Source organism: Paraburkholderia sp. RAU2J (assembly GCF_003634845.1).
In the GTDB taxonomy this organism is placed as follows: Bacteria; Pseudomonadota; Gammaproteobacteria; order Burkholderiales; family Burkholderiaceae; genus Paraburkholderia; species Paraburkholderia fynbosensis.
Map to the genome: position 1 here is coordinate 894,328 of NZ_RBXG01000003.1, position 24,334 is coordinate 918,661.

A 24,334-nucleotide genomic window follows, 5' to 3' on the forward strand; every position below is an offset into this window, starting at 1 on the left:
AGCGATCATGAACGATGTTTCCACAGCAGAGGCCGCGGCGAACGCGCAAGCCGCGTCGCAGGATGTGAGCGGCTACGCGTTTCAGCACGACGTGGTGAGGAATCTGATTTGCCGCGCGGGGCGCTATCCAGACATTGCGGGCCCGCGAGACTGGTACATGGCGCTTGCCTACAGCGTGCGCGATCGGATGCTCGCGCGCTGGGCCGCGTCGACGAAAGTCTATGCGGAGAAGGACGTCAAGGTCGCCTGCTATCTTTCCGCGGAGTTCCTGATCGGTCCGCAACTCGGCAATAACCTGCTCAATCTCGGCATGCAGGACGAAGCGCGCGAGGCGATGCACGCGCTCGGCCAGGATCTCGACGCGCTCCTCGCGATCGAGGAAGAACCCGGGCTTGGCAACGGCGGGCTCGGACGCCTGGCCGCCTGCTATATGGACTCGCTGTCGACGCTCGAAATTCCGGCGATCGGTTACGGCATCCACTACGAGTTCGGCATCTTCGATCAGGAAATTCGCGACGGCTGGCAGGTCGAGGTGACCGACAAGTGGTTGCAGAACGGCAGTCCCTGGGAAATCGTGCGGCCGGATGTGAGCCATTACGTCGGCTTTGGCGGACACACGCAACACCAGATCGACGACCAGGGACGCCTGCGCGTGAGCTGGATTGCCGCGCGGCAAGTGAAAGGCGTCGCGTGCGATCTGCCGGTGCAGGGCTATCGCGTCGATACCTGCAATGTGCTGCGCCTCTGGAAGAGCGAAGCGGTCGAATCGTTCGACTTTCAGGACTTCAACGCCGGCCAATACTACGAGGCGGTGCAGGAAAAAGTCGTGTCGGAAACCTTGTCGAAGGTGCTCTATCCGAACGACGAACCCGAAGCGGGCAAGCGCCTGCGGCTCGCACAGCAGTACTTTTTCGTTTCGTGTTCGCTGCAGGACATGCTGCGGCTAATGGCACTGAAGGGCACGTCGATCGAGCATTTCGCGGACCTGTTTGCCGCGCAGCTCAACGATACGCATCCATCGATCGCGGTGACCGAGCTGATGCGTCTGCTGATGGACGTGCACGGGCTTGCGTGGGATACCGCATGGGAGATCACGCAGCGCACCTTCGCGTACACCAATCACACGCTGTTGCCCGAGGCGCTCGAAACCTGGGGCCTGCCGCTCTTCCAGAGCCTGTTGCCGCGCCCGCTCGAAATCATCTACGAAATCAACCGCCGTTTTCTCGACGACGTTCGGCGCGTTTTTCCCGACGACGACGCGCGCGTGATGCGCATGTCGCTGATCGACGAACGCGGCGACAAGAAAGTGCGCATGGCGCATCTCGCGACGGTGGGCAGTCATGCGGTCAACGGTGTGGCCGCGTTGCATTCGGATCTGCTGCGCCAGACCGTGATGCACGATTTCGCCGAGATGTATCCGCAGCGCTTTCTCAACGTGACGAACGGCGTGACGCCCCGCCGCTTCCTGATGTTGAGCAACCCAGGCCTCGCGGGTCTTATCGATCAAACGATCGGCGCCGGCTGGCGCACCGATCTCACGCAGCTCGACAAGCTCGCCGCGCACGCCGACGATGCCGGCTTTCATGAAGCATGGCGCGCGATCAGGCGCGACAACAAGACCGCGCTCGCGGCGCGGATCGCGTGCGCAACGGGCATCGACGTCGATCCGAACGCGCTGTTCGACATTCAGGTCAAGCGCATTCACGAGTACAAGCGGCAGCATCTGAACGCGCTGTACATCATTAGTCTCTATCACCGGTTATGCCGCAATCCCGCGCTCGACGTCGCGCCGCGCTGCTTTATCTTCGGCGGCAAGGCCGCGCCGGGCTACGCGATGGCCAAGCTGATGATCCGCCTGATCACTGGCATCGCGGAAGTCGTCAACCATGATCCGGCGATCGAAGGCCGGCTGAAAGTGGTCTTCTATCCGGACTTCAACGTGAAGAACGGGCACTGGGTCTATCCCGCCGCGGACCTGTCGGAGCAGATTTCGACAGCGGGCAAGGAAGCATCCGGCACCGGCAACATGAAGTTCATGATGAACGGCGCGCTGACGATCGGCACGCTCGACGGCGCCAACGTGGAGATCCGCGAAGAAGCTGGCGAGGAAAACTTCTTCCTGTTCGGCTTGAGCGCGCAACAGGTCGATGAATTGAAACGCAACGGCTATCGCCCGTCCGACTACGTGCAGGCCAACGACGACTTGCGCGAAGCGCTCGCGCAGGTCGCGCAAGGCCGTTTTTCGCGCGGCGATCCAGATGTATTCAGGCCGCTCGTCGACAATCTGCTGCGCTCGGACCCGTTCCTCGTGCTGGCCGATTTCGCCGACTACGTCGAGTGTCAGGATCGCGTGAGCGACGCATGGCGCGACGCGCGGCGGTGGACGCGCATGTCGATCATCAACACGGCGCGCTCGGGCAAGTTCTCGTCGGATCGTGCGATCGGCGAGTATTGCGAGCGCATCTGGAACGCGCGTGCGGTGAGGATCGACCTTGCTCAGCCCTAATGTAGAAAGTACGCGCAGTTATCGGGCGCGCCCCGGTTCACGATTTCCGCTTGGTGCGTCGGTCGTGCCGGATGGCGTCAACTTCTGCGTTTTTTGTCGGCACGCGACTCACCTCGAACTGCTGCTTTACGCTTCGACGGATAGCATCGAGCCGTTTCAGATCATCGGACTCACGCCCAAAATAAACCGTACGTTCTATTTTTGGCATGTGTTGGTCGAAGACCTTCCGGTGCCGTGCTGGTACACGTGGCGCGCCTACGGCCATCATGGCGTGCCGCAGGTCGACGACGAAGCCGGCAGCCGTTACGAGTTGCTCGATCCCGCCGCGCGCGCGGTCAGCGACCGCCACTGGCATCGCCAGGCCGCTGCCGGTGTGCGCGAACCGGGGCATGCGTCCTTTCGAGCCATCGTCACCGAACCGCTGCCTGAACGCGACGACGTGGCCGTGCGCACGCTCGACGACGCGATCATCTACGAGCTGCATGTGGGCGGCTTCACGCGCGATCCATCGAGCGGCGTTCGAGATTCCGGCACGTTCGCGGCGCTGATCGAGAAGATCCCTTACCTGAAGGAGCTGGGCGTCACGCACGTCGAGCTGCTGCCGGTGATGGCCTTCGATGAGCAGGACGTGCCTGGGTCGGCGGCCGCCGAGGGGCTCGTCAATTACTGGGGTTACAGCACACATAGCTTCTACAGTCCGCATCCGCGCTACTGCGTCGAGCCTGAGCGCGCGCCGCAGGAGTTCCGTGCGTTGATCGACGCGATGCACGCGGCCGGCATCCGCGTGCTGCTCGACGTGGTGTTGAATCACACCGCGGAAGCGGGCCTGAGCGGGCCGGTGATCAATTTCAAGGTGCTCGCCAACGAATTCTTCTATCACATCGATCCGGCTGATGGCGGGCGCTATCTCGACTACACGGGCTGCGGTAACACGCTCAACTGCAATCATCCGCTGGTGTCGGCGTTCATCCTGCATTGCCTCGAGTACTGGGTGCAGGAACTTGGTGTGGACGGCTTTCGCTTCGATCTCGCGAGCGTCTTCACGCGCGGCGAAGGCGGCGCGTTGCTGCGCACGCCGCCGCTGCCGTGGGCGATGGAAGCGTCGCCGGTGCTCGCGCGCGTGCCGCTGATCGCAGAGGCGTGGGACGCGGCGGGCCTCTATCACGTTGGCGCGTTTCCGGGCATGGCGTGGGCCGAATGGAACGGCCGCTATCGCGATGTGATCCGGCGCTTCGTGCGCGGCGATTCCGGACTGATCGGCCAGATGTGCACGTGCGTCGCGGGTAGCGCAGATCTCTACCAGGCGGACGGCCGATTGCCTGTGAACAGCATCAACTTCGTGACCTGCCACGACGGCTTTACGTTGCGCGATCTCGTCAGCTACGACGCAAAGCGCAACGAAGCGAACGGCGACGACAACCGCGACGGCAGCAACGACAACCTGTCGTGGAACTGCGGGGCGGAAGGGGATACCGATGATCCGTCGATCGCCGGTCTGCGTTTGCGGCAGGCGCGCAACTTCATCGCGATCCTGCTGCTGAGCCAGGGCGTACCGATGCTGCTCGCCGGCGACGAAATCCTGCGAAGCCAGCGGGGCAACAACAACGCATACTGCCAGGACAACGCGCTGTCGTGGATGGACTGGCGTTTTTCCGGTGACGCGCTCGACATGCTGCGTTTCGTGCGCGAGATGATCGCGTTTCGCAAGCGTCACCCGAGCCTGCGCCGTCGCCGTTTCCTCACGGGAGCTACGGAGCCCGGGCAAACGCATCCCGATGTCGTCTGGCATGGCGAACGGCTCGGCGCGCCCGCATGGGGCGACCCAGGTGCCCGGCTGGTCGCGTTCACGCTCGCCGGACATGCGCCGGGCGCGCCCAGGTTACATGTCGTCCTCAACATGAATGTCGATGCGCGCAGTGCAGAGCTTCCCGCGCTCGACGACGACGCCAGCTGGCGGCGCGTTGTCGATACGGCTGCGCAGCCTCCGGGGGACATTGTGTCGACTGTTGAAACCGCGCGCCTCGAACGCGGTAGCTGCCGCGTAGAAGCACGCAGTGTCGTCGTGCTTGAATCGCGATGAATGTGTGCGATGGCGCTGGACGGTGCGCGGCAAAGCGACTTTAATATTGATGTACTGCGGTGTTGCTTTGTCCATCACCAGGGGGCGGCATGGATGCAGTCAGAACCTTCGTCGAAAGTCAGCCGCTGTTCGCGCTCTTTCTGACCATCGCGGTGGGCTACCTAGTCGGCGAAATCAATGTGAAAGGCGTGGCTCTGGGCTCCGGGGCCGTGCTGTTCGTTGGGCTGGCGGTCGGCGCGTTCGCGCCGAAATCCACGCCGCCGGCGTTGCTGGGCACGCTCGGATTGTTGATGTTTCTTTATGGCATCGGCATTCAGTATGGTGCGCAATTTTTCCGCGGGCTCACGAGCCGGGAGGGCATGAAGGCCAATGCGGCGGCATGTCTCGGCGTGATCGCTTCCGGTCTCGTCGCCTGCGGCTTCATTCATTTCGGCGTCACGCTCGCCGATGCCCTCGGCATGTTCGCGGGCAGCGGCACGAGCACGGCGAGCCTGCAGGTTGCCATCGCGTCGATGAAGAGCAGCGATGCCGCGGTGGCCTATAGCGTGGCCTATCCGTTCGGCGTGGCCGGGCCGATTCTATTTATCTACGCGCTGCAACTGGCCCTCAAAGTCAACATAGGCAAGCCGCCGGCCAAGTTGATGGAGACTGCGGAAGTCGCGCTGCGCAATGCCAGTCTCTTCGGTCTCAAGGTGTCGGAGCTATTGACACGCCTACCTGCCGGTGTGGCAATCGCAGCAGTGCGGCGCGCGCATCACAACCAGCTCACCATCGACGATTTCGCGCTGCGTGGTGACGACGTGCTCCTCCTCACCGCGACGGACCCCCGCCTGCTCGACGAAGCAACGGCACTGTGCGGCGAGTTGCAGCCCGGGCGCATATCGAGTCATCGGGAAGACCTGGACTACATGCGCGTGTTCGCCTCGAATCCTTCGGTCGTCGGAATGTCGCTCGGCAGTTTGCGCTACCCGGACGGCGTGAACTGCGCGGTCGCGCACGTGCGGCGCGGCGACACCGATCTGCTGTCCACTCCCGACCTCATTCTCGAAGCGGGCGACCGCGTCGGCCTGCTCGTCAATCGCGCGCATCAGGCGAGCGTTCGCGCGTTCTTCGGCGATTCGATCAAAAGCACGGCCGACCTCAGTTTCATTTGCCTCGGCATCGGCGCGGCCGCCGGGCTGTTGGTCGGCGCGATCCCGCTGCGTTTTCCCGGTCTCGGCGCGTTCAGCCTCGGTCTCGCGGCGTTGCTGCTGGTCGCGCTGTGCCTCGGCAAGGTCCGCCGCAGCGGACCGTTCGTCTGGGTGATGCCGCTGTCGGCGAATCTTGTGCTGCGCAATCTTGGGCTCACGATTTTCCTCGCACAGGTGGGCATCGCTTGCGGACCCAAGTTCGTCGCGACCGTGGGCACCGCCGGGCCGCTGCTGCTGCTTTATGGCGCGATAACGCTCCTGGTGCTCGTCGGCGTGACGGCTATCTGTTGCCTGTGGATCTTCAGGCTGTCGTTCGATACGTCGGTCGGCGTGATCTGCGGTGCGACCGGCAACCCGGCGATTCTCGCCTTCGCCAACCGCGTCGCGCCGACGGATCAGCCCGACATCATGTACGCGATGATTTTCCCGTCGATGACGATCGTCAAGGTGCTGTTCGTGCAGATCGCGATAGCGATTGCAGCGGGCTGAACGTACCGGCGCGCACCGGCGCGCACTTGCGCCACGGGCGAATGAACGTCCAACCGGATACAGAAGGAGTGCATCATGAAAGTGGCGATCTTCAGTTCGACGCGTTATGAACGCCGGTATCTCGACGAGGCCAACAAAAGCGGCAAGCACGAGCTGCATTACTTCGACGTTTTGCTAAATATGGACACCGTCGGTCTTGCCGCCGGCTACGGTGCGGTCTGCATCTTCGTCAACGACAAGGCGGACGCGCCAGTACTGAGCGCGCTGCACGAGGGTGGGACGCGTTTGCTCGCGTTGCGCTGCACGGGCTTCAACAACGTGGATCTCGAAGCGGCGGCCACGCTCGGCATGAAGGTGGTGCGCGTCGTGACGTATTCGCCGAACTCCGTGGCGGAGCACGCGGTAGCGCTACTGCTCGCGGTCAACCGCAAGGTGCACCGTGCCTACAATCGCACCCGCGACTCGAATTTTTCGCTCGACGGGCTGACTGGCTTCGACCTTTTCGGCAAGACGGTTGCGGTGGTTGGAACGGGCAAGATCGGATGCGTATTCGCCAGGATCATGCTCGGCTTCGGCTGCAGGGTGATTGGTTTTGACCCGTACCCCTCTGCGGAATTTGAAGCGCTCGGTCTGAGCTATGCAACGCCTGGCGAGATCGGGGAGAAAGCCGACATCATTTCGCTGCATTGTCCGCTCACCCCCGCGACACACCACGTCATCAATGCGCAAACGCTCAAACGCGCGAAGCCGGGTGCGATACTGATCAACACGAGCCGCGGCGGGCTGGTCGATACGGGGGCTGCCATCGACGCATTGAAGACCGGGCAGCTTGGCGGGCTCGGAATCGACGTGTACGAACAGGAGGGGAATCTCTTCTTTCGTGATCTCTCCAGTGAGATCATCACCGATGACGTTTTTCAGCGACTCGTTTCGTTTCCAAATGTAATCGTGACCGGACATCAGGCCTATCTGACGCATGAGGCATTGACGACCATCTGCGAAACCACGCTGGAGAGCGTCTCGGCGTTCGAGAAGAGTCTGCCTTTGCAGAATGAGGTGAAGGTGGGATAGAGGCAAAGCCGCGTTCATGCAGGGAGTGATCATGCCGTCCACTATTGCCGTTCGGCGTTGATCAAACAGGGAGTGGGATCATGAAACGGCTGAGCCTCCTTGTGTTGTCGTGCGTTGCGATCTCCGCAAGCGCTCTTTCCGCGGAGCCGCAAATCGACGTCGATATCGTGCACGACGCGAACGGCGCTACTGTACATGGCGTCGATCCCGCGATGCGCACTGTCACGCTGACAACCCGTTCGGGCAAAGTGATGGAGCTCGAAGTGACGAACGAGGCGCGCAACTTCGACCAGCTTGCGCTCGGCGATGTCGTGACGGCGCAGTATCGTGAATCGCTCACATTGAGCCTGCTCGACGAGAAGGCGCAGGCATCGCGCCGACCGTGCGCCGCATGGAGCGAAGCCAGGCGGCGAACTCGGCCGCGAAGTGACGATCCTCGCGGATGTCGTCGCCGTCAACCCGCACGCGAAGACCGTGACGTTGCGCGGCCGCGCGGCGAAATGGTGGATCTGCACATGCAGGATCCTGAACGTCTTAGGCGCATAAAGAAGGGAAATCAGGTGAAAGCGGTCTATACGGAGGCGCTCGCGATATCCGTGGAACCCGCCTCGACGAAATAGCCCCAACGCAAGCCGGGCAAAAACGCGGGAGACAACGATGAGAAAACCCATTGCATTCGCGTTGACGCATGGCGCGTGCGCCGTTGCGCTCGTGCTCGGCGCTTGCGCACAGCCGGAGCAGCGAGTGCAAATCGGCATGAATGAGCAGGCGATTATCGCGAAGCTCGGTCCGCCGAAGGAGACATACGATCTGCCCAACGGCGGCAAGCGCCTCATGTGGCCCACGCAGCCCATGGGAACGACGACCACCGCCGTCGATCTCGATGCGTCGGGCAATACGACCGGTGTGCGGCAAGTGCTTCAGGAAAACGAGTTCTATCGCGCCGAGGTCAACAAGTGGACGCGCAACGATGTTCTGGTCGCGTTCGGTCGACCGTTCGAAAGGGCGCATTTCAAGCGGATGGATCGCGAGGTATGGTCGTATCGGTACATGGAGAACAACATCTACCACATGATCTTCAACTTCTATTTCGACCCGCAGGGCGTGCTCAGGCAAACGCAAAAGCAGCCGGACCCGCAATTCGATCCGAGCATGCGCAACAGGCTTTGAACGGAGACCGACAGGCGGGCAGATGCCCTTGGACACACTAGCGCGGCGGGGGACCGCGTCATCCGAACGTGGCGGCGCGCCCGCGTGCCCCTTGCGCCCGCATCATCGTGTCGAGCATCGGAACTGATGCATGTGATCAGAAAGGATCAGATGAAAGATGCTGGCGCAGAGTGGACTTCTGCCGAGCAATTCGTTTCTCTCATCGGGCGGTACGGCGTAATACTGGCAGCCGGCCAATGGCAGCAACAATGCGCAGACGCTGATGAGCAGGAGGCCCTTGAAGATGATATCCACGCCTTTCGCAGACGCGGCTCGTATGACGTTGTCGCTGAGCGCATGATTGACGCTTACCCGATGGAGTCATCCCTGTTCTCCTCGATTGAATACGACGTCCGGCAACGCACAAATTCTTATCCCGGCATGCGACCTCCAGTGAATGGCGGCCGGTCTGTCGTTTGTGGCGTCGCGCGAGCAAGCAATGCGCAGTAGGTACACAATGCGCGGCGAGCAGAGCGGGGCCCGCGGGAACAGTGCGATCGCTGCGTTCGATTATGCAAAAAGCGCACGGCATGTTTTTCGCGACTGGCGCTCGCTACTCAATACTTGATATCGCGAGCTGTCTGACGCCCGTGCTGTTTTGTCTGCCGCTTATCCTGCCGACATTGCGAATTGCTTTTCTGATCTGTGGCGCGGCACTCCTGCTTGGTGTGTCGTGAACCCTGCCGTGTTTCCTGGCGGACGTCACGCCCAGCACGGCGTTGTTGCGCCTGCTCAGTGGCCCACGACTGCGCCGACAAGGTGGTGAGGATCATCGCGGTTACCGCGGTGGTGAACCGGGAGTTCCATACTGGCATGATGTGATCTCCGATGGGCTATGTCCCGAAACCTGCATCCAATCAAAACAATCCCGGTAACGATTGAATCTGCACCTGCCGTCGAGCGAGCACGCCGGCATTGCATGGCCAGCATCAGCTCGCTTCAGTTTCGTGCAACGTTGTCGGGGTTGCCCGCCGTGTTGACCGTCGGTCCCACTTCGGCGATCTGCCGCCGCTCACTGCCCCGCTAGGGCGCACCGTCGGCAGCGCGACCGCTCGCCGTAGTGCCGCGAAATGCGCTGGGCAAATCGCGTGACGAGTTGTACGGCAGTTTCTCCGTTCGCTTGCAGCAACGAACCCAGATGAGGCTGACATGCGCGAGCATGCAGCGTGCGTCATCGGCCATGGACGGCTGGATTGCGCGAGCGCGCCGCCCGGGCTTGTATCCGCGAGGGTTTGCCATTCGCGCGCGATGCGCTCGCCGGTCAGGGGTATCGCGTCGAGCCTGCGCAGAACATCCCGGTGCGGTATGCGCGACGGTACGAGCGGCTGCAACGCAAAACCTGCCCACGCACCGGGCGCGAGGGGCGCACATGCCGTATGTCAGCTTACCAGCAAGACAGGGAGCGACTATCGGACCTTGGTCCTACCGAAGCGCGCAGCGTGGGGGCTACCGCCTTCACCAACAACCTGAGCTTGTTGAAGGACACCCATTACCTGCATGACGCCAGGCAACAAGGCAGCGCTCAACCTCTCCTGGCAAACGACGCTCGAGATCGAACAGGAGGGGCATCGCTCGATGGAACAACAGTGGCAGGGGTAGCGGCATGCGTATCAACGGGGCCGTGCCGCGCAGAACCACCGCCAGCAATGGTGACGGGACCCTGCCGCAGCGTGACGCTCGTCGCGGTGGCGAAGGGGCGGACCCAGACCCAGACCCAGACGCAGACCCAGACGCAGACCCAGACGCAGACCCAGACGCAGACCTGAACGCCGACCGGCTGCAAGAAACGCAACGGCGACTGGAAAGTGCGAAAGCAATAGCGCGCTGCGGCGCGCCGCGCACGCCGCCCCGGCTGCTAGAAACTTATCGCGAAGCCGAACGACACGCCGTGCACGTTGCGGCCGAACACGTAGCGCACCATCGCCCGGGTTCTCGTGATGATGATCGGATACCTGCCGCTGTCGAGCTCCAGTCCAACGCCCACTGAAGTGAGGTCGTTGAAGCCAAGCACGCCCGCGCTTTCGCCAAAATAGTGCGAGTAGGCGGTTTCCAGCACATAGCGCAGCGGCCGCTCAAGCGCCGTGAGGCCCGTAGGCGCCCGCCATCGCGCCCACAGGCTGACCTGTTGCGCGGTCGCCGATCCCTGCACAGCCTGCGACGATCCGCCGAAGCTGCGCAAATAGATGTCGGTCGCGCGCAATTCGACATCGATCTCGTAGTGTTCGCGATAGTGTTCGAAGTCCAGCATCAGCGATCCGCCTGCACCATACGCATTGAGCGAACCGCCGTCGAGAAATTGCAGGTTCGCATCGTTCCTCTCGTTGATCACCGTTTGTCCGATGTGCAGATCGCTTGCCACGCGGCCGACCATGCCGTTCAGGATCGGCCGGAAACGCAGTTCGTCCGTGATCGGGAAATCCCAGCCGATGCCGACCGTCGTGCTCACAGTGTTCCATCGCGTCGGAATCGGGCGTTGCTGTGCGCCTTCCGTCGCGATAAAGGTCGGATCGTAACGGCTATAGGCGACCGTGCCTTCGAGATAGAGCGGGAACGACTTGCTGAGCGTAAAGCCGCCGCCGAGCTGCGTCTGACCGAAACCCGGGTTGCCGGTGCCCGCGTTATTGATCGACAGCGAACTGGTCGTCACGTCGGGCACGGCCGTGTACGACATGATCGCGAGCACGGCATCGGCGTAGTTCTTCACGTTGGCGCCGACAAAAGTTCGGGCCGGAGGCGGCGTTCCTTGTGCGCGCAGATCCCGAGACAGCGGGAACAGTACGAGTAGCACGAGGATCACCGGTGCCAGAGAGCGAGCCTGCCGCGCTAAAAGAATCGACTTCGGCATGTTCGGTGTCCATTTGAGGGGTGAACGTCTGATTTCTCGGCCGGGTTGTCTTCGACAAGTCATCGCAACGGTTTGTTGCTTCGCGCCGTTGCTGCTGGACTATCACGCTGTTTCGCTCAGGTGGGTGTTGTGCCGTAAGTCGAGGCCTCAACTAGATGGATGCTCGCAAGACATGTCGTAAACGATCAGTTCGAATGAATCATATGGGTTTTTTTTAGCATACGCACCATCATAGGAATTCCTAAACTATAGGTATCTCGTTTCCCGTCGGCGGGAGGCTGCGATGAAACGTTCCGAGCGTCGTATGGTTTGGGCGTCGATTGGTGTTTTCGTCTGGCTCGGCGGGCTTTACGCGACGATCCGCGGCTTGCTGTACGAGGTTCCGGTCGAATTTCGTTGGGGCATGCTGGCGCTCGTCGTGGGCATCGCGACGTTCGTTGTCGCGCTCAATCCGCTCGCGCAGCGGGAAGCGGGCAAGCGCGACCGCCTCGATTGAAACATGCGGCAGAGGACCTGACGCCGTTGCCTAAGCGGACTGGCGCTGCAACGTCGATTGGCTGAGCGGCTTGCTGCGCGCCTCCCCTTTCGCGTGCGGTGAGAGGCCAACGACTTGCCGGACGGCGATAACGCTTTTCTCTTCCATTAGTCGGCCAGTATCCGAGTGTCGTATGGATGGGCTTCCCGCAACTATGCGGTAGGCCGTTCATCCTGATATTTGATTGGACCAAGGTCCTATACCGTCCGTGCTACGCAACGCATAGAGTTAATACTCGCGCCTGATCGGGAGGTGTTCCGCTGACATTTTGCCCGCCGCCTAAACAGGCGCGATCTGTAGCCTATCCAACCAAGGGTCCAGGTCCGCCGCAAGAGCGGGCGTCGCATAGCCAGATCGCCCGCAGCCGCAGCCTTGGTCGAATCGGGCAAACCGTCTCTCGCGGTTGGCGACCAGATTCGATGGCTGGCCACAATGAGTTCTTCGCGACTTGTGATGTCGGTTCAGGAGGACAGCACGTGACGAAGTTGCTGATCGATGTGGTCATCTTTCTTGCGGCGGCGCTGGTCGCCGTGCCACTGGCAGTTCGCCTCGGTTTTGGGGCAGTGCTTGGCTATCTAGTGGCAGGCGTCATCATTGGTCCGTGGGCACTGAAGCTGGTGACGGACATAGACGCGATCCTCCACTTTTCCGAGTTGGGCATCGTGTTGATGATGTTCGTCATCGGACTCGAAATGAGGGTCGACACGCTATGGGCAATGCGCCGCACTATCTTTGGCTACGGCACAATGCAGATGACCGTTTGCGCTGCGGCGTTGTTGGGGATTTTCCTGATGTTAGGGTTGCCCTGGCGAATCGCATTGACGGGCGGACTTGCACTCTCGCTGTCATCGACGGCAATGGTTATGTCCGAACTTCAGGAACGCAAGTTAATGGACATGCCTACGGGCCGTGCCGGGTTCGGCATTCTCCTGTTCCAGGACATGGCAGCCATCCCGCTGATTGCTCTCCTGCCTTTGCTTGGACCGGCGGCACCCACTGCCGTAGCGGAACCGGGTTGGCTCGTCGCCTTGAAAGCACTCGCCATGCTTGCTGCGGTGGCTCTTGTCGGCCGCTACCTGTTACATGTCGCGCTGCGTTTGATCACCAGCATCGGTATCCCAGAGATTTTCACCGCGTTTGCGCTGCTCTGGATTGTAGGCATCGCATTGCTCATGGAGAGCGTTCATCTGTCGATGTCCCTGGGCGCCTTTGTCGCGGGTGTACTGCTTGCAGATTCGGATTATCGCCACCAGGTCGAAGTCGACATGATGCCCTTCAAGGGCTTGTTGCTTGGTTTGTTTTTCATTGCCGTGGGAATGTCAATCGACTTCGGTGTGTTGATGCGCGAGCCGGTACGGGTCGCGGTACTGGTCGTGGCACTCGTCGGTATCAAGACGATCGCGCAGTGGTTTCTTGCAAATAGATTTGGCGTGCCGGCGTCGCAACGCGCCTACTTTGCCATTCTGCTGTCACAAGGCGGCGAGTTCGCCTTTGTGGTGATGGCCGCTTCACTGGCTGCACGTGTCATCGATCAGCGCCAGTCGTCGCTTGTCACGTTGGTCGTCGCGCTCTCGATGGTTTCAACGCCTCTGCTGCTGCTCGTGCACCGCCGGCTCTTGCAGCCATTTACCGGTCGCGAGCCCGGATAGCTGTCGACCCCCGCTTGAGGCTGTCGTGCTTCATCTGTTCGCCGCGCTTCAGCGCTCATCGCAGTTTCGTCGTCGGTATAGTCTAATCCCCGCCCAGCGTTGCGGTGGTGGTGAGGCAGCGATGCCGGTGTCTAAAGTTGAGAACAACAAGGAGCGCCACTTAAAATGTCAAACGAACGCGAACCCCTGCTGCGCAGTGCCAGCAGCGCTGCACGCTCCGCGCGCATCGTCGCAAGGTTAGTCCGAAATTTCAGTGCTTCGGCCCGGCGCGCCACGTCAGCGGGATGGTTCCGTCGCAGTAAGGTAAGCGGGTCAGGCAAAGGCGATATGCGAAGGATCGCTTATGAAACCAACGAGTAAAATTGCCGGTCGACGACGAGTGGCGACATTACACCTAAAGTTGATTTTATCGTCAACGTTGATGTCGTTATTTGTTTTTAGCGGACGCTGAGTCGGTCCTGGCGCGAAAGAAGGCGCAGTCGTGGCGCCGCGGAGGACGGTAAATCACATCGGGCGCAAAGGCAAATTCATCGAGCTGGCCGGCCGTCAGCCGTTTGACTGCCTCGCCATTTAGTCCTCCCTGTTTGCCGTATCAGAACGCCCTCGATCGAAAGGATGTGCGCTGTGCGATGGCGCAACAGTTGCATGCGCTTGCGTGCCAGGTCGCGTGCGCCGCGTTCTTCGCGCGGATAGACATGCCCCTCGGGCAGCAGCCCGAGTCTCAGCAATTGCGCCAGATAGGCCGCATCGGAGAAATCGCCGCTGTGCTTCAGCCCATCGTATTTCCTGATGGCAGCGGGATGGGCCAGCTTACCCGCTAGCCGGTGTTCACCAGTCCATCCACCAGCCAGTACCAGTTGTACGTGCTCTCAACGACCACACCCGCCAGTTCGCGCCGGTACGGTTCAAGCGCCGCCGCGATCTGCGCGAGCTTGTTTGGCAGGCGTTTCCGGTACACGATCCTGTCGTTCTCGTCGCTGACGCTCACCACGTGGTTGTTCGAATGCAGGTCTACGCCACAATAGTTCATGTCGGTCTCCGCAGGGTCAAAGTATGTTTTTGCAAACTGACTTTAACCCTCGTCGCATAACCGCGGGAGGAGGCCGGCTACATGATCATCATTCGATTTGCACGATCGAATGGCGGAAGTCCGGCGTGGATTTGACGCTGAATATCTGTCCACTTCTATAAAGAATTCCGCTCAACCTCCGCAAACTGGATCGCGCTCGAACGTCGGTCGTAGCGTTGCGTGGTGCGCGTCGACGCGTGAGTTTCCGCGCTTGCAACGTCACCAGGCGTCTGTTCGCGCGAAGCGTTTGCGAACAACGAGGCCAAAACGTACTCTAACATCATAGTTGACTAATAAATCAATATTGGGTTTAATATCACAGTACGGCCAAAAAACAGGTCGACTGACAACATAGCTGGCTGGCCGTTGGCAGGCGGCGATACCTGAAAGGTTCCCTTGTAGCCTAAGGCGCCTGGTGGCTGCAGTTTCCGGACTCCTCGTTGGCTCTCGTTTAAATGGATTGAACGCAAAAATGAAGAAGATTTTGATCGCCGCCGCAGTTGTTTTCAGCACTAGCGTGTTTGCGGGCGAAGCCCTCGTACCGAAGGTCTATCGAGAAATCGCCGCGGCGCCGACGGATCAGCGCGAAGCTGAAATCGCGTCGCTGTTCGATCGGTGGAATGCGGCGCTCGCAACGGGCGACGCCGACTCGGTTGCCAGACTGTACGCACCCGATGCCGTACTGGAGCCAACGGTTTCCAATGAAGTCCGCACGACTCCCGCAAGCATCAAGGACTATTTCGTGAAGTTTCTGAAGCTGAAACCGCACGGTACGATCAACCTCCGCGAGATCCGCTTGCTGAACGACAACTCGGCGGTGGACACGGGCGTCTATACGTTCGACCTGACAAAGAACGGCAAGCATCAGAAGGTGCACGCGCGCTACACATTCGTATACAAGAAGGTTGATGGGGAGTGGAAGATCCTCAATCACCATTCGTCGGCGATGCCGGAGTAACACTCCATTGAACAACGGGTCCGTGCCAGGCGATCAGATGTGAATGGCTGAGCGCGTTAGACGCCTCACGCCAATTGCTGCCGCGCATGCTACACGCGCAGAATCGAGGGGAATTTCGGCCGCCAATGCTCATAGGACCAATGAAAGCTGTCAACTGGCGATTGGGTCCGACTAGCCCCTCGATAAGCGTTTGAGGTCAACGAATTTCAAGCGCCGGTCGGGCCCCTGCCGCCAGAACTCTGGATTGACCCAAATAATTCGCAGTGCAAACTTCATGGCGGCCTCCGGAAGCTTTCTCGAAGTCGACGCGCTCAGGATCGGCCTCCACACGGTCAGGCTGCGTGCCCGCGTCGGGACCGATACGCGGCACGATGTGGTGGCTACGCTGAGAGCCGCCTACAAGCGAGGCCAGCGATCCGGCTGGCGGCAACACCAACCGCGTGCGTTCCAGAGTCCGTTCCATCACCATTCAATGCGAACAGATGCCACATTCAGTTGAAATTGCCGGCGCAGTCATTTTCGGACTGGCCCTGCTCCATACGCTCCTCGCGAAACGCTTCGAGGTTCTGGCCCACCGGCACCCGCACCACGCGGGCCTGTTTCACTTTCTCGGCGAAGTGGAAGTCGTCTTCGGCCTCTGGGCCCTGATCCTGTGTCTGGCTATCGTCGCGCTGGCCGGTTCTGCGCAAGCTGTGGCCTATGCTGAATCGCGCTCCTTCACCGAAGCCCTGTTTGTCTTCGTGATCATGGTGATCGCCGCGAGCCGGCCCATTCTCGACGCGGTCACGACGCTCGTGTCGCACATCGCGCGCGTCCTTCCCGTCAAGACGGAAACAGGCGTCATCTGGCTTTCCCTGACCGTGGTTCCATTGCTCGGTTCGTTCATCACGGAGCCGGCCGCAATGACGCTGGCGGCGCTGATACTGCGAGACCGGCTTTTCAGGTTGCCGATCGCCGAACACTGGAAATATCTCACGCTCGCAGTGCTGTTTGTCAACGTGTCAGTCGGCGGCACGCTGACCGCCTATGCCGCACCTCCGGTGCTGATGGTTGCCGCCGCCTGGGGATGGGACAGCGCGTTTATGGCGGCGCAGTTTGGCTGGAAGGCGGCCATCGCCGTGCTGGTCAACGCAACAGGCCTGCTGCTATTCATGCACCGCAAGCTCCCGAAGCATGCAGAGCGCAACGACGCGCCCGCCGCCGCGGTTCCGGTTCCGACGGGCGTCACGCTGATACACACCGGCTTTCTCGTCGCGGTGGTGCTGTCTGCCCATCACCCGGTTATCTTCATCGGCCTCCTGCTTTTCTTTCTGGGCTTCACGCAGGCATACGAGCAGTACCAGTCGCCGCTGATGTTGCGCGAGAGCCTGCTGGTCGCGTTCTTTCTCGGCGGCCTGGTCGTGCTCGGAGGATTGCAGCAATGGTGGCTGCAGCCGGTCGTCGCATCGCTCGATGCTTACGCACTTTATGCCGGCGCGCTTGGCCTGACGGCGATCATGGACAACGCGGCGATTACCTATCTCGGCTCGCTGATCGCGGGCCTTCCGGACCAGGCGAAGTACATGCTGCTGGCCGGCGCAGTCGCTGGAGGCGGTCTCACGGTGATCGCCAACGCGCCGAATCCCGCAGGACTCGCCATCGTGCACAAGGGATTCCGTGATGAGTCAGTCAGCCTGCTCGGCCTGTTGATCGCTGCCATCGTGCCGACGTGCATCGTCTCGGCAACGCTGCTTTTGCTGTAGGCTGCCGCACCGCAGTCCGGCAGTGCGCCCAACCGGGTGCGATTCGATGGCGCGCAGTAGAAGGACGCCGGGCCAGGGTGAATTAAGTCTTGCGGCGATAACCAACACCGGCCTGAATTTGGCACGAGACCACCACGACTGCGCAGGTCGCGGCCAGCGGCATGACGAACGCGCGTGACGGCAGCCTGCACCTAGCCGCGCAGACCGGCATTCCATTCCCCTTCCAGTATTAGCGACAGTTTCATTGCATTCTTGCGCCGGGGCGAATTCGTTTCGCTCCGGCGTTTCGTCGTTCGTCGTTTGTAATTGCTTTGCGCCGCGAGGTACCCCGATGACGTTGCAGATGCCGAAAGTATCTGTTGGGTGAAGGGTAATTGTAATGGTGCGTTAAACCGATAGACTGGCTTCAACGACTAAGCACACAGGCTTCCGCCCCGGCGGTCGTTGTTTCGCTAACCCAGTATTTTCTGTTTCTGATGGAGGTCTCATGCAAGTCCTGTTCAAGTCCTGCGACATTGAAGCTGCACGCTTGCGCAGCTTCGCGCGCCAACGCACCCAGTTTGTGTTCCGCCGGATGGCGTGGCTGGTTTCCCGGGCCACCGTCAATCTCTCCGACGTCAACGGCCCGCGCCGCGGACTCGATAAGCGTTGCCAGGTGCAGGTGCAGGTGCCCGGTGCGACCCCGGTCGTGGTGACGTCGATCGCGAAAGACTGGCGCGGCGCCCTCGATCTCGCGCTTGGCCGCGCCGTTTCTTCGATCGTCCGCAGGCGCCAGGCGCGCGTCGCGAGGCGCCGCGCGAGTCAACGCGAGTGCACCTGGAGCGCTGAACCTGACGCCGTCTAAGCAAGCCATGCTTGCACGGCTACGGCGGCATCGTACGAGCGGTATTGCTCGCTATTTGCGGTCCGCGATGGAAAGACGCGTTCGGGCGACCTTCGCGAATTTCCGTCCTACACGAAAGAGATTCTTATGTATTTGCAAACAATCAATCAGCTGCGACGCCTTGCGCGTGTCGTGACGCGCGGTACCGCTGTACTGGCCATGGCGCTAGTGCTCGTCGCGGGCACTGTTGCATCCAACCATGCCGAAGCGAAGCGTATTGGCGGTGGTAGTAGCTTCGGCCGCCAGTCGCAGACGGCGTCGCCGTCCGGGCAAGGCCAACGGAGCCAGCAAGCTCAACCGGCGCAGCAGGCCGCGCCGGCGGCCGCTGCCGCGAAGCCAGGCAACCGCTGGATGGGCCCGCTCGCCGGCCTGGCCGCAGGACTCGGCATTGCCGCGCTGATGTCGTCGTCCGGGCTGGGTGAAGGGGTGGCCCAGATGCTGTCGAGCGTAGTGGTGATTGGCCTCGTGATTGTCGCCGGCATCATGCTGTTCCGCTTCATTGCCAACCGGCGCCGTCCAGATCTCGCTTATGGGCACGACGCGGCGAACGGGCAGCGCATGAACGGCTCCTTGCTCATGAATCAGAGCGGGCAGGCGGCGCCTGAGACGAATTTCGGTGCCTGGCCGCGCACAGCGATGAATCCCGCCGCAGCGGCACAAACAACGACGGTGCCGGGGCCGCCTGTCGGGCTCGATCAGGCGGTCTTGCTGGCATCGGCCAAGACCTTGTTCCTGCGTCTGCAACGCGCCTGGGACCAGAACGAACAAGGCGACCTTTTCGAGCTGACAACCCCGGAAATGTTCGCGGTGATCAAGCGGGACCTGGAAGATCGGGGCAACCAGCCGAGCCATACGGAAATCACGCAGCTGGACGTGGAATTGTTGGCCACGGAACACAACGGCAGCGAAACGCTGGTTAGCCTTCGCTTTCACGGCCAGATGCGGGAAGACGAGGACGCGCAGACGGCGCAACCGTTCGAGGAGGTTTGGAACATCGTGGGCGTCGGGCATGGCGACCAGGCCTGGCGACTGGCGGGGATACAGCAGATTGGCCGTTAGCATCGAGCGCGGTCGGAACCGGCAGCGGCTCGCTGCCGGTTAGCCCACAAGCGCTATTGCGCGACGCGCAAACGGCAAACAGACCAAAATCCGACATCACACAAATCCGGGACTCATTCTATGCGTCGAGACTACTTTTCTTTTTGCCTGGCCACTGTCACGATGACATGCTTGCTAAGCGCTTGCGCGGCCTCGCCGCCCAGCAGCCCGTTACCTGTTGCCGGTGCAGATCGCGATGCACATGGTTGTATCGGTTCGGCTGGGTATTCCTGGTGTGAATCCACGCACCAATGCGAACGTCCTTGGGAACTCGCCAAGCGGAAGGGTTTCGCGCTCTCCGCAGAGCAGTTTGCTCACTACTGCGCGCCTGGATCAGCCGACTAATCGATGACTTCCATGCGCGGACGCGTCAACGATGGCATCGGGCGAGCAGCGTGCCTGCTCGATAGCATCGGCTTGGCCCCACTTGTCGGCACGGCAGAGTTCCTTAGTATGCCGGCCGGACGCCGTGTCGCATCACCGTCTGAAGGCGGCCATCCGGCCGACGGACAAGCAAACGGCAGAGCAGGGTGGCTTGGAGCCTATTACATCGACAACGGTCTCACCGTCGAATGCCCTGGCGAGCCGCTCCCGGCCGCTCCACTGATCCTGCCGGTTTCAAACCCGTAATCGCCATTATCACGCCCGCCGCCATGAAAGCCCCAGCCATCATGACCGCCGCGTGCAGCCCGCTGACCGGGTTGCCGGCCGTTCCGATGGCGAGCGATCCGAAGACACCTACTCCGAGTGCGCCTCCAATTTGACGCGCCATGTTCAGCACGCCTGAAGCAATACCGACGGATCGCGGATCGACATTCGCAAGGACCGCAGTATTGATCGACGGAACCGCTAGCGCGATGCCGATACCGATCGCCAGCAATGGCGCCGTACTCGCCAGCTGGCATCCCTCGGTTTCGAAGGCACCACGCCGGCGATCACCGGGCGACCTTCTTACCACCCGGCAGTGCTGCTGAAGATCTATATATCAATCGTGTGCAGTCTAGTCGACGCTTGGAGCGGGAGTGCAAGCGCAATGCCGGATTAATGTGGCTGACCGGCCGGCTTGCCGCCGGACTTCAAGACCATCGCAGAGTTCAGACGGAGTAACGGACAAGGTGTCCGCAACGTATGCCGACGCTTCGTGATGATTTGTCGTGATCTGAAACTGTTCATAGAGGCTGTAGTCGCGATTGACGGCAGCAAGTTCAAGGCAGTCAACAGCCGCGACAACAACTTCACGCCTAACAAGATTGCACGGCGTCAGGAGCAGATCGAGCAAAGTATCCAGCGTTAGCTGGACGCAATGGAGACAGCCGACCGTATTCAGGCGGATGAGGTAAAAGCGAAGACCAAGCGCCTACGGAAGAAGATCGAAACCTTGCGAGAACAGATGCGCGATCTGGACCACGCAGCGAAGTTTCTGAACGACCTACCGGAAAGGCAGATCTCATTGGCCGATCCCGGTTCACGCTCGATGATCTCGCAAGCCAAGGGAACGGGTGTGGTTGGCTACAACGTCCAGGTAGCCATCGACACCCGACACCATCTCATCGTCACTCACGAAGTCACGAATGTTGGCAACGACCGGACGCAGTCGAGCCCGATGGCTAAAGCAGCGCGGGATGATGGGCAAGAAGAAACGCAAGGCATTGGCAGACCGCGGATACTTTAGCGCGCCGGAGATCAAGGCATGCGACGCCGCGGGCATCGCTGCACTGGTGCCAAAGAACCAAACCTCCGGCGCAAAGGCTGACGGCCGCTTTGAATCGGGCTGACTTCACCTATATCGCCAAAGACGACCAGTGCCTGTGCCCGGCGGGTCAGCGTGCGATTTACCCAACTTAAATACTGCACAGCCTAGTTATCTGCATCATCATCCACGTCCACATAAATAAACTGTACGGATCAGATATGATAGAATCATCACATTGAAAGTCGAGGGCCGGTCTAGGGCGTCGCCGTCGCCGGCCATGTCGTTGATCAGTCGCCGCCGACCAAAGGAGCGCATTGAAGATGAGGGTGAAAACAGAAGCAAAGCGGCAGGTGATCGTTGACGCCGCTTTTGAGGTGTTCAGTGAATTGGGGTTCGAGCTTGCGTCGATGTCCGAGATTGCGGCGCGGGCGGGCGTGTCAAAGGCCACGCTCTACAACTACTTCAAGTCGAAGGAAGAGATGTTCATTGAGTTCATGGGCACCGCCGCGCTACAGGGAACAGAAGCCGCACGCGCGCAACTGAAGACCACTGTGCCGGTTCGCGACGCACTGGTGAGCTTCGGCAAGCACTGTCTGGTTGCGATCCTGACACCGCAACTGCTCGCGGCGCGCCGTCTCGCGCATCTTGAAGGTGGCCGGTCGAACGTCGGCGTCCTGTTCTATGAGCGCGGGCCGAAGCCCGGCTGGGAAATGATGACTGACTTCCTGCAGCAATTGATTGACGGCGGGAAGCTGCGCCGCTCTAACGCAGCCATCGCGACAGCGCATCTGCGCGGGCTGTATGAAGCGGAGCTGCTGGAACTCTGCCTGCTGGGCGTGCCGGCGGATACGAGTGCGCGCAACATCGCCAAAGTCGTTCAAAGAGCGGCCGACGTGTTCCTGGCCGCATATGGGCCGACGGACGGGACTGACGCCGCTTAGGCAGGCGCGTGGACGCTCGCGCACCCTGGAAGACGGCAAGCGAACCGCCGCGGTGTCGCCAGGTGGACAGTTCAACCTGCACACAGCGTCGGCGAAATCCGTCGTTTGCAACGCCTGACATGGGTATCAGCCTGTTCCGGCGCCAATCGTCGCGGTGAATGGGCCAGTGGACGACTACTCCGGATCATGCCGGATCGCGGGGCACGCCAATGGCAGTCCATGCGATCGCCGAAACCCGCTGGCAGCCGGCGAAGACGGCAGCGCCTCGTCGAATTGCCGGGGGAGGCGTTGAGAGCAGTTCATTGCTCAAAAAACCAGGGTCTCGCGGCCAGCGATTTGCCGACGTCATGAACGAATCGCCACAAACGCCGTCGTGCATCGCACGCGCCTACGGCGATGAACAGAATCGGGTAGCCGCGACATTCGCCGGTCTCTAGGTATGGCTGCGCGGGATGCGCAGCCATACGGGGTTATTTCGGAAGCTGGGTCGGGACTTGCGTCGACGCCTGTGTCGGGATCTGGTTCGGAAGTTGTGTCGACGCTTGTGTCGGAAGTTGCGGAAGCTGTGGAGGTTGCGGAAGCTGCGGGCCGCCTTGTGAAAGCTGCTTCGTGGACGGTTGCCCGGCGGACGCTGCCTGCTGCGACGGCAATTGCTGCGGCAGGTTGCTTTGCGCAAGCACGGACGTGCTAGTAAGGAATGCGAACAGTACAAGGAAGGTCTTTTTCATTTCAATTCTCTACAGTTGGTTGTGTTGATTTTGATGCGATTGGCAGCTGCAGGCCGTATCAACGCGCGGCCAAGGTTGCCTTGTAACGCCAGGACGCTGTTGCGGTACTAAAGTCGACGGGTCTATCGGACGCTACGTTGTCTGACGGGAGGAAAGCGGACGAACTAGTCATCCCGCCGTAGTTGTTGAACGCCTGTCGTTGGGCTTCCACGCGGGCTAACACCGCCTGAAAGTCCATTGCATGTTGCGTATCGGCGCTCATGCGTTCGTGGTAGCCGACCGTTTGACGCTGAACCGGTTGCACAGCCGCTTGCTCATACGTTTGCGGACCATTGTTGTTAGCGAATGCGGCGGTCGAGAACGACAGGATCGACGCGACAACAGGGGCGGGGATGAATCTCTTCGACTTTGGCATGATCAGACTCCATATCGAGCGTCGGGTGCAGGAGACGCGGTATTTGGGAAACAACGGTCTGGCGAGGCCTTGAGTGCTGTTTGCCAGTTCGTTGAGTGCCAGTTTAGTCGCTTACCGTCTGCTTACAAGCATCCCCGGGACAACGGATAGTTGCCGTCGCTGCAAGGTCGTAGCCGATTGCGCTAAAGCGGTGCGCGCTTCTTTACTGTGTCTGGAGGCAGGGGCGGTGCGGACCGTCTGAATGACACGCAGCACATTCGCTTCGACGGCATCCGCTGGGCATCGGAATACGTTCCGCTTGCTGTTCTTATGTCAGCGATTCGCGATTCACGCAAACCGTGTATTGAAGATCTCGCAACTCATAATTGCGCGCGTCGAATGGCGGCGCGCTTTGCTTATACTGCGTCCACCTGAAAACACGCTTCGCTTTTACGCAGGAATACTTATGGCACACCAACTAACGTTCCACGCCGGATCATCGAACACAGACGTCATTCACGACATCGTTCAGCACGCGTTGCGCAGCGCTGCTACGGCCTCCACCACGAATGGAGCTATCGATGTGCTTGGTCAGGCGCTACTCGAGGTCGAGCGCCTCGCCGCGCACCCGAGCGTCATGACGCACTGAGCCCTCCTGCGCGTCTGCGAACTGACCGGGAATCAGACCGGCAGCGCAGCGCACGGCGTACCGGCGATGGCGGATGCAGCGCGGTTCGATCTGTAGAATCAATATTGACTGATCACGCGAACATGATAATATCATCAACATAATGGCCCGTCCGCGAAGTTGCTGTAGGCGAGTCGCCGCAATGCCAGCGCACGCTGCATCAACCGTGGAAATGTCACCCATGACTGCTCAACCAGACCTCAACGATTCGCTGCATCGGTGGCACGAATGACGCGACGACCGCGCTTCTTTTTCGCCTTGCTGTGCTCGTTCCCGGTTGCTGCGGCGGTCTGCGGTTGTTCCACGACCGTGATGCCCGCGCCTCGCGTCATCGCGATTGTCGTTCCCGCGACGCCAGCACCGGCAATGATGTCGCCGCCCGATCCGATGACGCATCCATTGTGGATCGAAGTCGCCGGCCAACCCGGCGGCCAATCGCAGACAGGCACCAGCAAGCCGGCGACGCCGCAAGACCCGTCGCGCCAGCAGGGTGATACCAGGCGGACCCACAGCGCGGCTAGCGGCGCGACGCCGATCTGACGGATGCGGCGCGCGGGGACCTCGGC

At 60.9% G+C, this 24,334-nt stretch carries 22 protein-coding genes and 1 pseudogene; 18 read left to right on the forward strand and 5 right to left on the reverse strand.

Annotated features, from left to right (window positions below):
• The first annotated feature begins 7 nt into the window (after window positions 1-7).
• From B0G69_RS35450 to B0G69_RS35475, 6 genes are all read left to right on the forward strand, one after another.
• On the forward strand, window positions 8-2,506 hold the full coding sequence (locus B0G69_RS35450) for a glycogen/starch/alpha-glucan phosphorylase (RefSeq protein ID WP_121324740.1): 2,499 nt from the start codon (window positions 8-10) through the stop codon (window positions 2,504-2,506).
• Window positions 2,493-4,586, forward strand: a complete 2,094-nt coding sequence (locus B0G69_RS35455) for an isoamylase (RefSeq protein ID WP_121324741.1) — start codon at window positions 2,493-2,495, stop codon at window positions 4,584-4,586. The genes B0G69_RS35450 and B0G69_RS35455 overlap by 14 nt, the downstream gene beginning before the upstream one ends.
• Before the next feature lie 89 nt (window positions 4,587-4,675).
• Window positions 4,676-6,265 carry a TrkA C-terminal domain-containing protein gene (locus tag B0G69_RS35460; RefSeq protein WP_121324742.1) on the forward strand — a complete coding sequence of 530 codons (1,590 nt, stop codon included), beginning with the start codon at window positions 4,676-4,678 and terminating at the stop codon, window positions 6,263-6,265.
• A 75-nt stretch (window positions 6,266-6,340) separates the two neighbouring features.
• Window positions 6,341-7,336: a 2-hydroxyacid dehydrogenase gene (locus B0G69_RS35465; protein WP_121324743.1), complete on the forward strand. Its 996-nt coding sequence runs from the start codon at window positions 6,341-6,343 to the stop codon at window positions 7,334-7,336.
• A 167-nt stretch (window positions 7,337-7,503) separates the two neighbouring features.
• A complete protein-coding gene (locus tag B0G69_RS41655) occupies window positions 7,504-7,956 on the forward strand; it encodes a hypothetical protein (protein ID WP_347232537.1) in 453 nt (150 codons plus the stop codon).
• 37 nt (window positions 7,957-7,993) lie between these two features.
• Window positions 7,994-8,506: a hypothetical protein gene (locus tag B0G69_RS35475; RefSeq protein WP_121324744.1), complete on the forward strand. Its 513-nt coding sequence runs from the start codon at window positions 7,994-7,996 to the stop codon at window positions 8,504-8,506.
• 596 nt (window positions 8,507-9,102) lie between these two features.
• Here B0G69_RS35475 and B0G69_RS35485 read toward each other — a convergent pair.
• Both B0G69_RS35485 and B0G69_RS35490 read right to left on the reverse strand, forming a co-directional pair.
• On the reverse strand, window positions 9,103-9,318 hold the full coding sequence (locus B0G69_RS35485) for a hypothetical protein (RefSeq protein WP_241991695.1): 216 nt from the start codon (window positions 9,316-9,318) through the stop codon (window positions 9,103-9,105).
• 1,082 nt (window positions 9,319-10,400) lie between these two features.
• Window positions 10,401-11,390: a hypothetical protein gene (locus tag B0G69_RS35490; protein WP_241991639.1), complete on the reverse strand. Its 990-nt coding sequence runs from the start codon at window positions 11,388-11,390 to the stop codon at window positions 10,401-10,403.
• A gap of 283 nt (window positions 11,391-11,673) precedes the next feature.
• Between B0G69_RS35490 and B0G69_RS35495 the strand changes: the two genes are divergently transcribed.
• The 3 genes from B0G69_RS35495 (at window position 11,674) to B0G69_RS35505 (ending at window position 14,395) form a co-directional block, all read left to right on the forward strand.
• On the forward strand, window positions 11,674-11,886 hold the full coding sequence (locus B0G69_RS35495; RefSeq protein ID WP_121324747.1) for a DUF2964 family protein: 213 nt from the start codon (window positions 11,674-11,676) through the stop codon (window positions 11,884-11,886).
• A 515-nt stretch (window positions 11,887-12,401) separates the two neighbouring features.
• The gene (locus B0G69_RS35500; protein WP_121324748.1) at window positions 12,402-13,574 is read left to right on the forward strand and encodes a monovalent cation:proton antiporter-2 (CPA2) family protein; all 1,173 of its coding nucleotides are present in this window, start codon (window positions 12,402-12,404) and stop codon (window positions 13,572-13,574) included.
• A gap of 629 nt (window positions 13,575-14,203) precedes the next feature.
• Entirely contained in the window at window positions 14,204-14,395 is a 192-nt protein-coding gene (locus B0G69_RS35505; RefSeq protein WP_121324749.1) for a hypothetical protein, read from the forward strand.
• Here the strand turns inward: B0G69_RS35505 and B0G69_RS35510 are convergent.
• Complete coding sequence (locus B0G69_RS35510) at window positions 14,392-14,604, reverse strand: hypothetical protein (protein WP_121324750.1); 213 nt, start codon at window positions 14,602-14,604, stop codon at window positions 14,392-14,394. The two genes, B0G69_RS35505 and B0G69_RS35510, sit on opposite strands and share 4 nt — an antisense overlap.
• A 511-nt stretch (window positions 14,605-15,115) precedes the next feature.
• On the opposite strand from B0G69_RS35510, the gene B0G69_RS35515 reads away from it, so the two are divergent.
• The 5 genes from B0G69_RS35515 (at window position 15,116) to B0G69_RS42405 (ending at window position 19,669) form a co-directional block, all read left to right on the forward strand.
• On the forward strand, window positions 15,116-15,601 hold the full coding sequence (locus tag B0G69_RS35515) for an SgcJ/EcaC family oxidoreductase (protein WP_121324751.1): 486 nt from the start codon (window positions 15,116-15,118) through the stop codon (window positions 15,599-15,601).
• A 482-nt stretch (window positions 15,602-16,083) separates the two neighbouring features.
• Window positions 16,084-17,343 carry a putative Na+/H+ antiporter gene (locus B0G69_RS35520; protein WP_121324752.1) on the forward strand — a complete coding sequence of 420 codons (1,260 nt, stop codon included), beginning with the start codon at window positions 16,084-16,086 and terminating at the stop codon, window positions 17,341-17,343.
• A gap of 487 nt (window positions 17,344-17,830) precedes the next feature.
• Window positions 17,831-18,187: an HPF/RaiA family ribosome-associated protein gene (locus B0G69_RS35525; RefSeq protein ID WP_121324753.1), complete on the forward strand. Its 357-nt coding sequence runs from the start codon at window positions 17,831-17,833 to the stop codon at window positions 18,185-18,187.
• Between the two features lie 126 nt (window positions 18,188-18,313).
• Entirely contained in the window at window positions 18,314-19,285 is a 972-nt protein-coding gene (locus B0G69_RS35530) for a TIM44-like domain-containing protein (RefSeq protein WP_121324754.1), read from the forward strand.
• Between the two features lie 162 nt (window positions 19,286-19,447).
• Window positions 19,448-19,669, forward strand: a complete 222-nt coding sequence (locus B0G69_RS42405; protein WP_241991696.1) for a hypothetical protein — start codon at window positions 19,448-19,450, stop codon at window positions 19,667-19,669.
• Between the two features lie 217 nt (window positions 19,670-19,886).
• Here B0G69_RS42405 and B0G69_RS35540 read toward each other — a convergent pair whose 3' ends face one another.
• Window positions 19,887-20,204, reverse strand: a complete 318-nt coding sequence (locus tag B0G69_RS35540) for a hypothetical protein (RefSeq protein WP_199731469.1) — start codon at window positions 20,202-20,204, stop codon at window positions 19,887-19,889.
• A gap of 18 nt (window positions 20,205-20,222) precedes the next feature.
• Here B0G69_RS35540 and B0G69_RS35545 point away from each other — a divergent pair.
• Window positions 20,223-21,160 (forward strand): annotated as a pseudogene (locus B0G69_RS35545) (transposase); the annotation flags it as partial.
• A gap of 177 nt (window positions 21,161-21,337) precedes the next feature.
• Window positions 21,338-21,958, forward strand: a complete 621-nt coding sequence (locus B0G69_RS35550) for a TetR/AcrR family transcriptional regulator (RefSeq protein WP_121324756.1) — start codon at window positions 21,338-21,340, stop codon at window positions 21,956-21,958.
• Between the two features lie 786 nt (window positions 21,959-22,744).
• On the opposite strand, the gene B0G69_RS35555 is transcribed toward B0G69_RS35550, so the two are convergent.
• Entirely contained in the window at window positions 22,745-23,101 is a 357-nt protein-coding gene (locus tag B0G69_RS35555) for a hypothetical protein (protein ID WP_018417923.1), read from the reverse strand.
• Window positions 23,102-23,546: 445 nt separating this feature from the next.
• On the opposite strand from B0G69_RS35555, the gene B0G69_RS35560 reads away from it, so the two are divergent.
• The gene (locus tag B0G69_RS35560) at window positions 23,547-23,729 is read left to right on the forward strand and encodes a hypothetical protein (RefSeq protein ID WP_121324757.1); all 183 of its coding nucleotides are present in this window, start codon (window positions 23,547-23,549) and stop codon (window positions 23,727-23,729) included.
• A gap of 267 nt (window positions 23,730-23,996) precedes the next feature.
• Window positions 23,997-24,308, forward strand: a complete 312-nt coding sequence (locus B0G69_RS40860) for a hypothetical protein (protein WP_147440821.1) — start codon at window positions 23,997-23,999, stop codon at window positions 24,306-24,308.
• Window positions 24,309-24,334 lie beyond the last annotated feature (26 nt).

What these genes read in the sequence shown, in the direction of transcription:
- B0G69_RS35450 (WP_121324740.1), top strand. Translation starts at nt 8, where the DNA reads ATGAACGATGTTTCCACAGCAGAGGCCGCGGCGAACGCGCAAGCCGCG.
- B0G69_RS35460 (WP_121324742.1), top strand. Translation starts at nt 4,676, where the DNA reads ATGGATGCAGTCAGAACCTTCGTCGAAAGTCAGCCGCTGTTCGCGCTC.
- B0G69_RS35465 (WP_121324743.1), top strand. Translation starts at nt 6,341, where the DNA reads ATGAAAGTGGCGATCTTCAGTTCGACGCGTTATGAACGCCGGTATCTC.
- B0G69_RS35475 (WP_121324744.1), top strand. Translation starts at nt 7,994, where the DNA reads ATGAGAAAACCCATTGCATTCGCGTTGACGCATGGCGCGTGCGCCGTT.
- B0G69_RS35485 (WP_241991695.1), bottom strand. Translation starts at nt 9,318, where the DNA reads ATGATCCTCACCACCTTGTCGGCGCAGTCGTGGGCCACTGAGCAGGCG.
- B0G69_RS35490 (WP_241991639.1), bottom strand. Translation starts at nt 11,390, where the DNA reads ATGCCGAAGTCGATTCTTTTAGCGCGGCAGGCTCGCTCTCTGGCACCG.
- B0G69_RS35495 (WP_121324747.1), top strand. Translation starts at nt 11,674, where the DNA reads ATGAAACGTTCCGAGCGTCGTATGGTTTGGGCGTCGATTGGTGTTTTC.
- B0G69_RS35505 (WP_121324749.1), top strand. Translation starts at nt 14,204, where the DNA reads ATGGCGCAACAGTTGCATGCGCTTGCGTGCCAGGTCGCGTGCGCCGCG.
- B0G69_RS35510 (WP_121324750.1), bottom strand. Translation starts at nt 14,604, where the DNA reads ATGAACTATTGTGGCGTAGACCTGCATTCGAACAACCACGTGGTGAGC.
- B0G69_RS35515 (WP_121324751.1), top strand. Translation starts at nt 15,116, where the DNA reads ATGAAGAAGATTTTGATCGCCGCCGCAGTTGTTTTCAGCACTAGCGTG.
- B0G69_RS35520 (WP_121324752.1), top strand. Translation starts at nt 16,084, where the DNA reads ATGCCACATTCAGTTGAAATTGCCGGCGCAGTCATTTTCGGACTGGCC.
- B0G69_RS35525 (WP_121324753.1), top strand. Translation starts at nt 17,831, where the DNA reads ATGCAAGTCCTGTTCAAGTCCTGCGACATTGAAGCTGCACGCTTGCGC.
- B0G69_RS35530 (WP_121324754.1), top strand. Translation starts at nt 18,314, where the DNA reads ATGTATTTGCAAACAATCAATCAGCTGCGACGCCTTGCGCGTGTCGTG.
- B0G69_RS42405 (WP_241991696.1), top strand. Translation starts at nt 19,448, where the DNA reads ATGACATGCTTGCTAAGCGCTTGCGCGGCCTCGCCGCCCAGCAGCCCG.
- B0G69_RS35550 (WP_121324756.1), top strand. Translation starts at nt 21,338, where the DNA reads ATGAGGGTGAAAACAGAAGCAAAGCGGCAGGTGATCGTTGACGCCGCT.
- B0G69_RS35555 (WP_018417923.1), bottom strand. Translation starts at nt 23,101, where the DNA reads ATGCCAAAGTCGAAGAGATTCATCCCCGCCCCTGTTGTCGCGTCGATC.
- B0G69_RS35560 (WP_121324757.1), top strand. Translation starts at nt 23,547, where the DNA reads ATGGCACACCAACTAACGTTCCACGCCGGATCATCGAACACAGACGTC.
- B0G69_RS40860 (WP_147440821.1), top strand. Translation starts at nt 23,997, where the DNA reads ATGACGCGACGACCGCGCTTCTTTTTCGCCTTGCTGTGCTCGTTCCCG.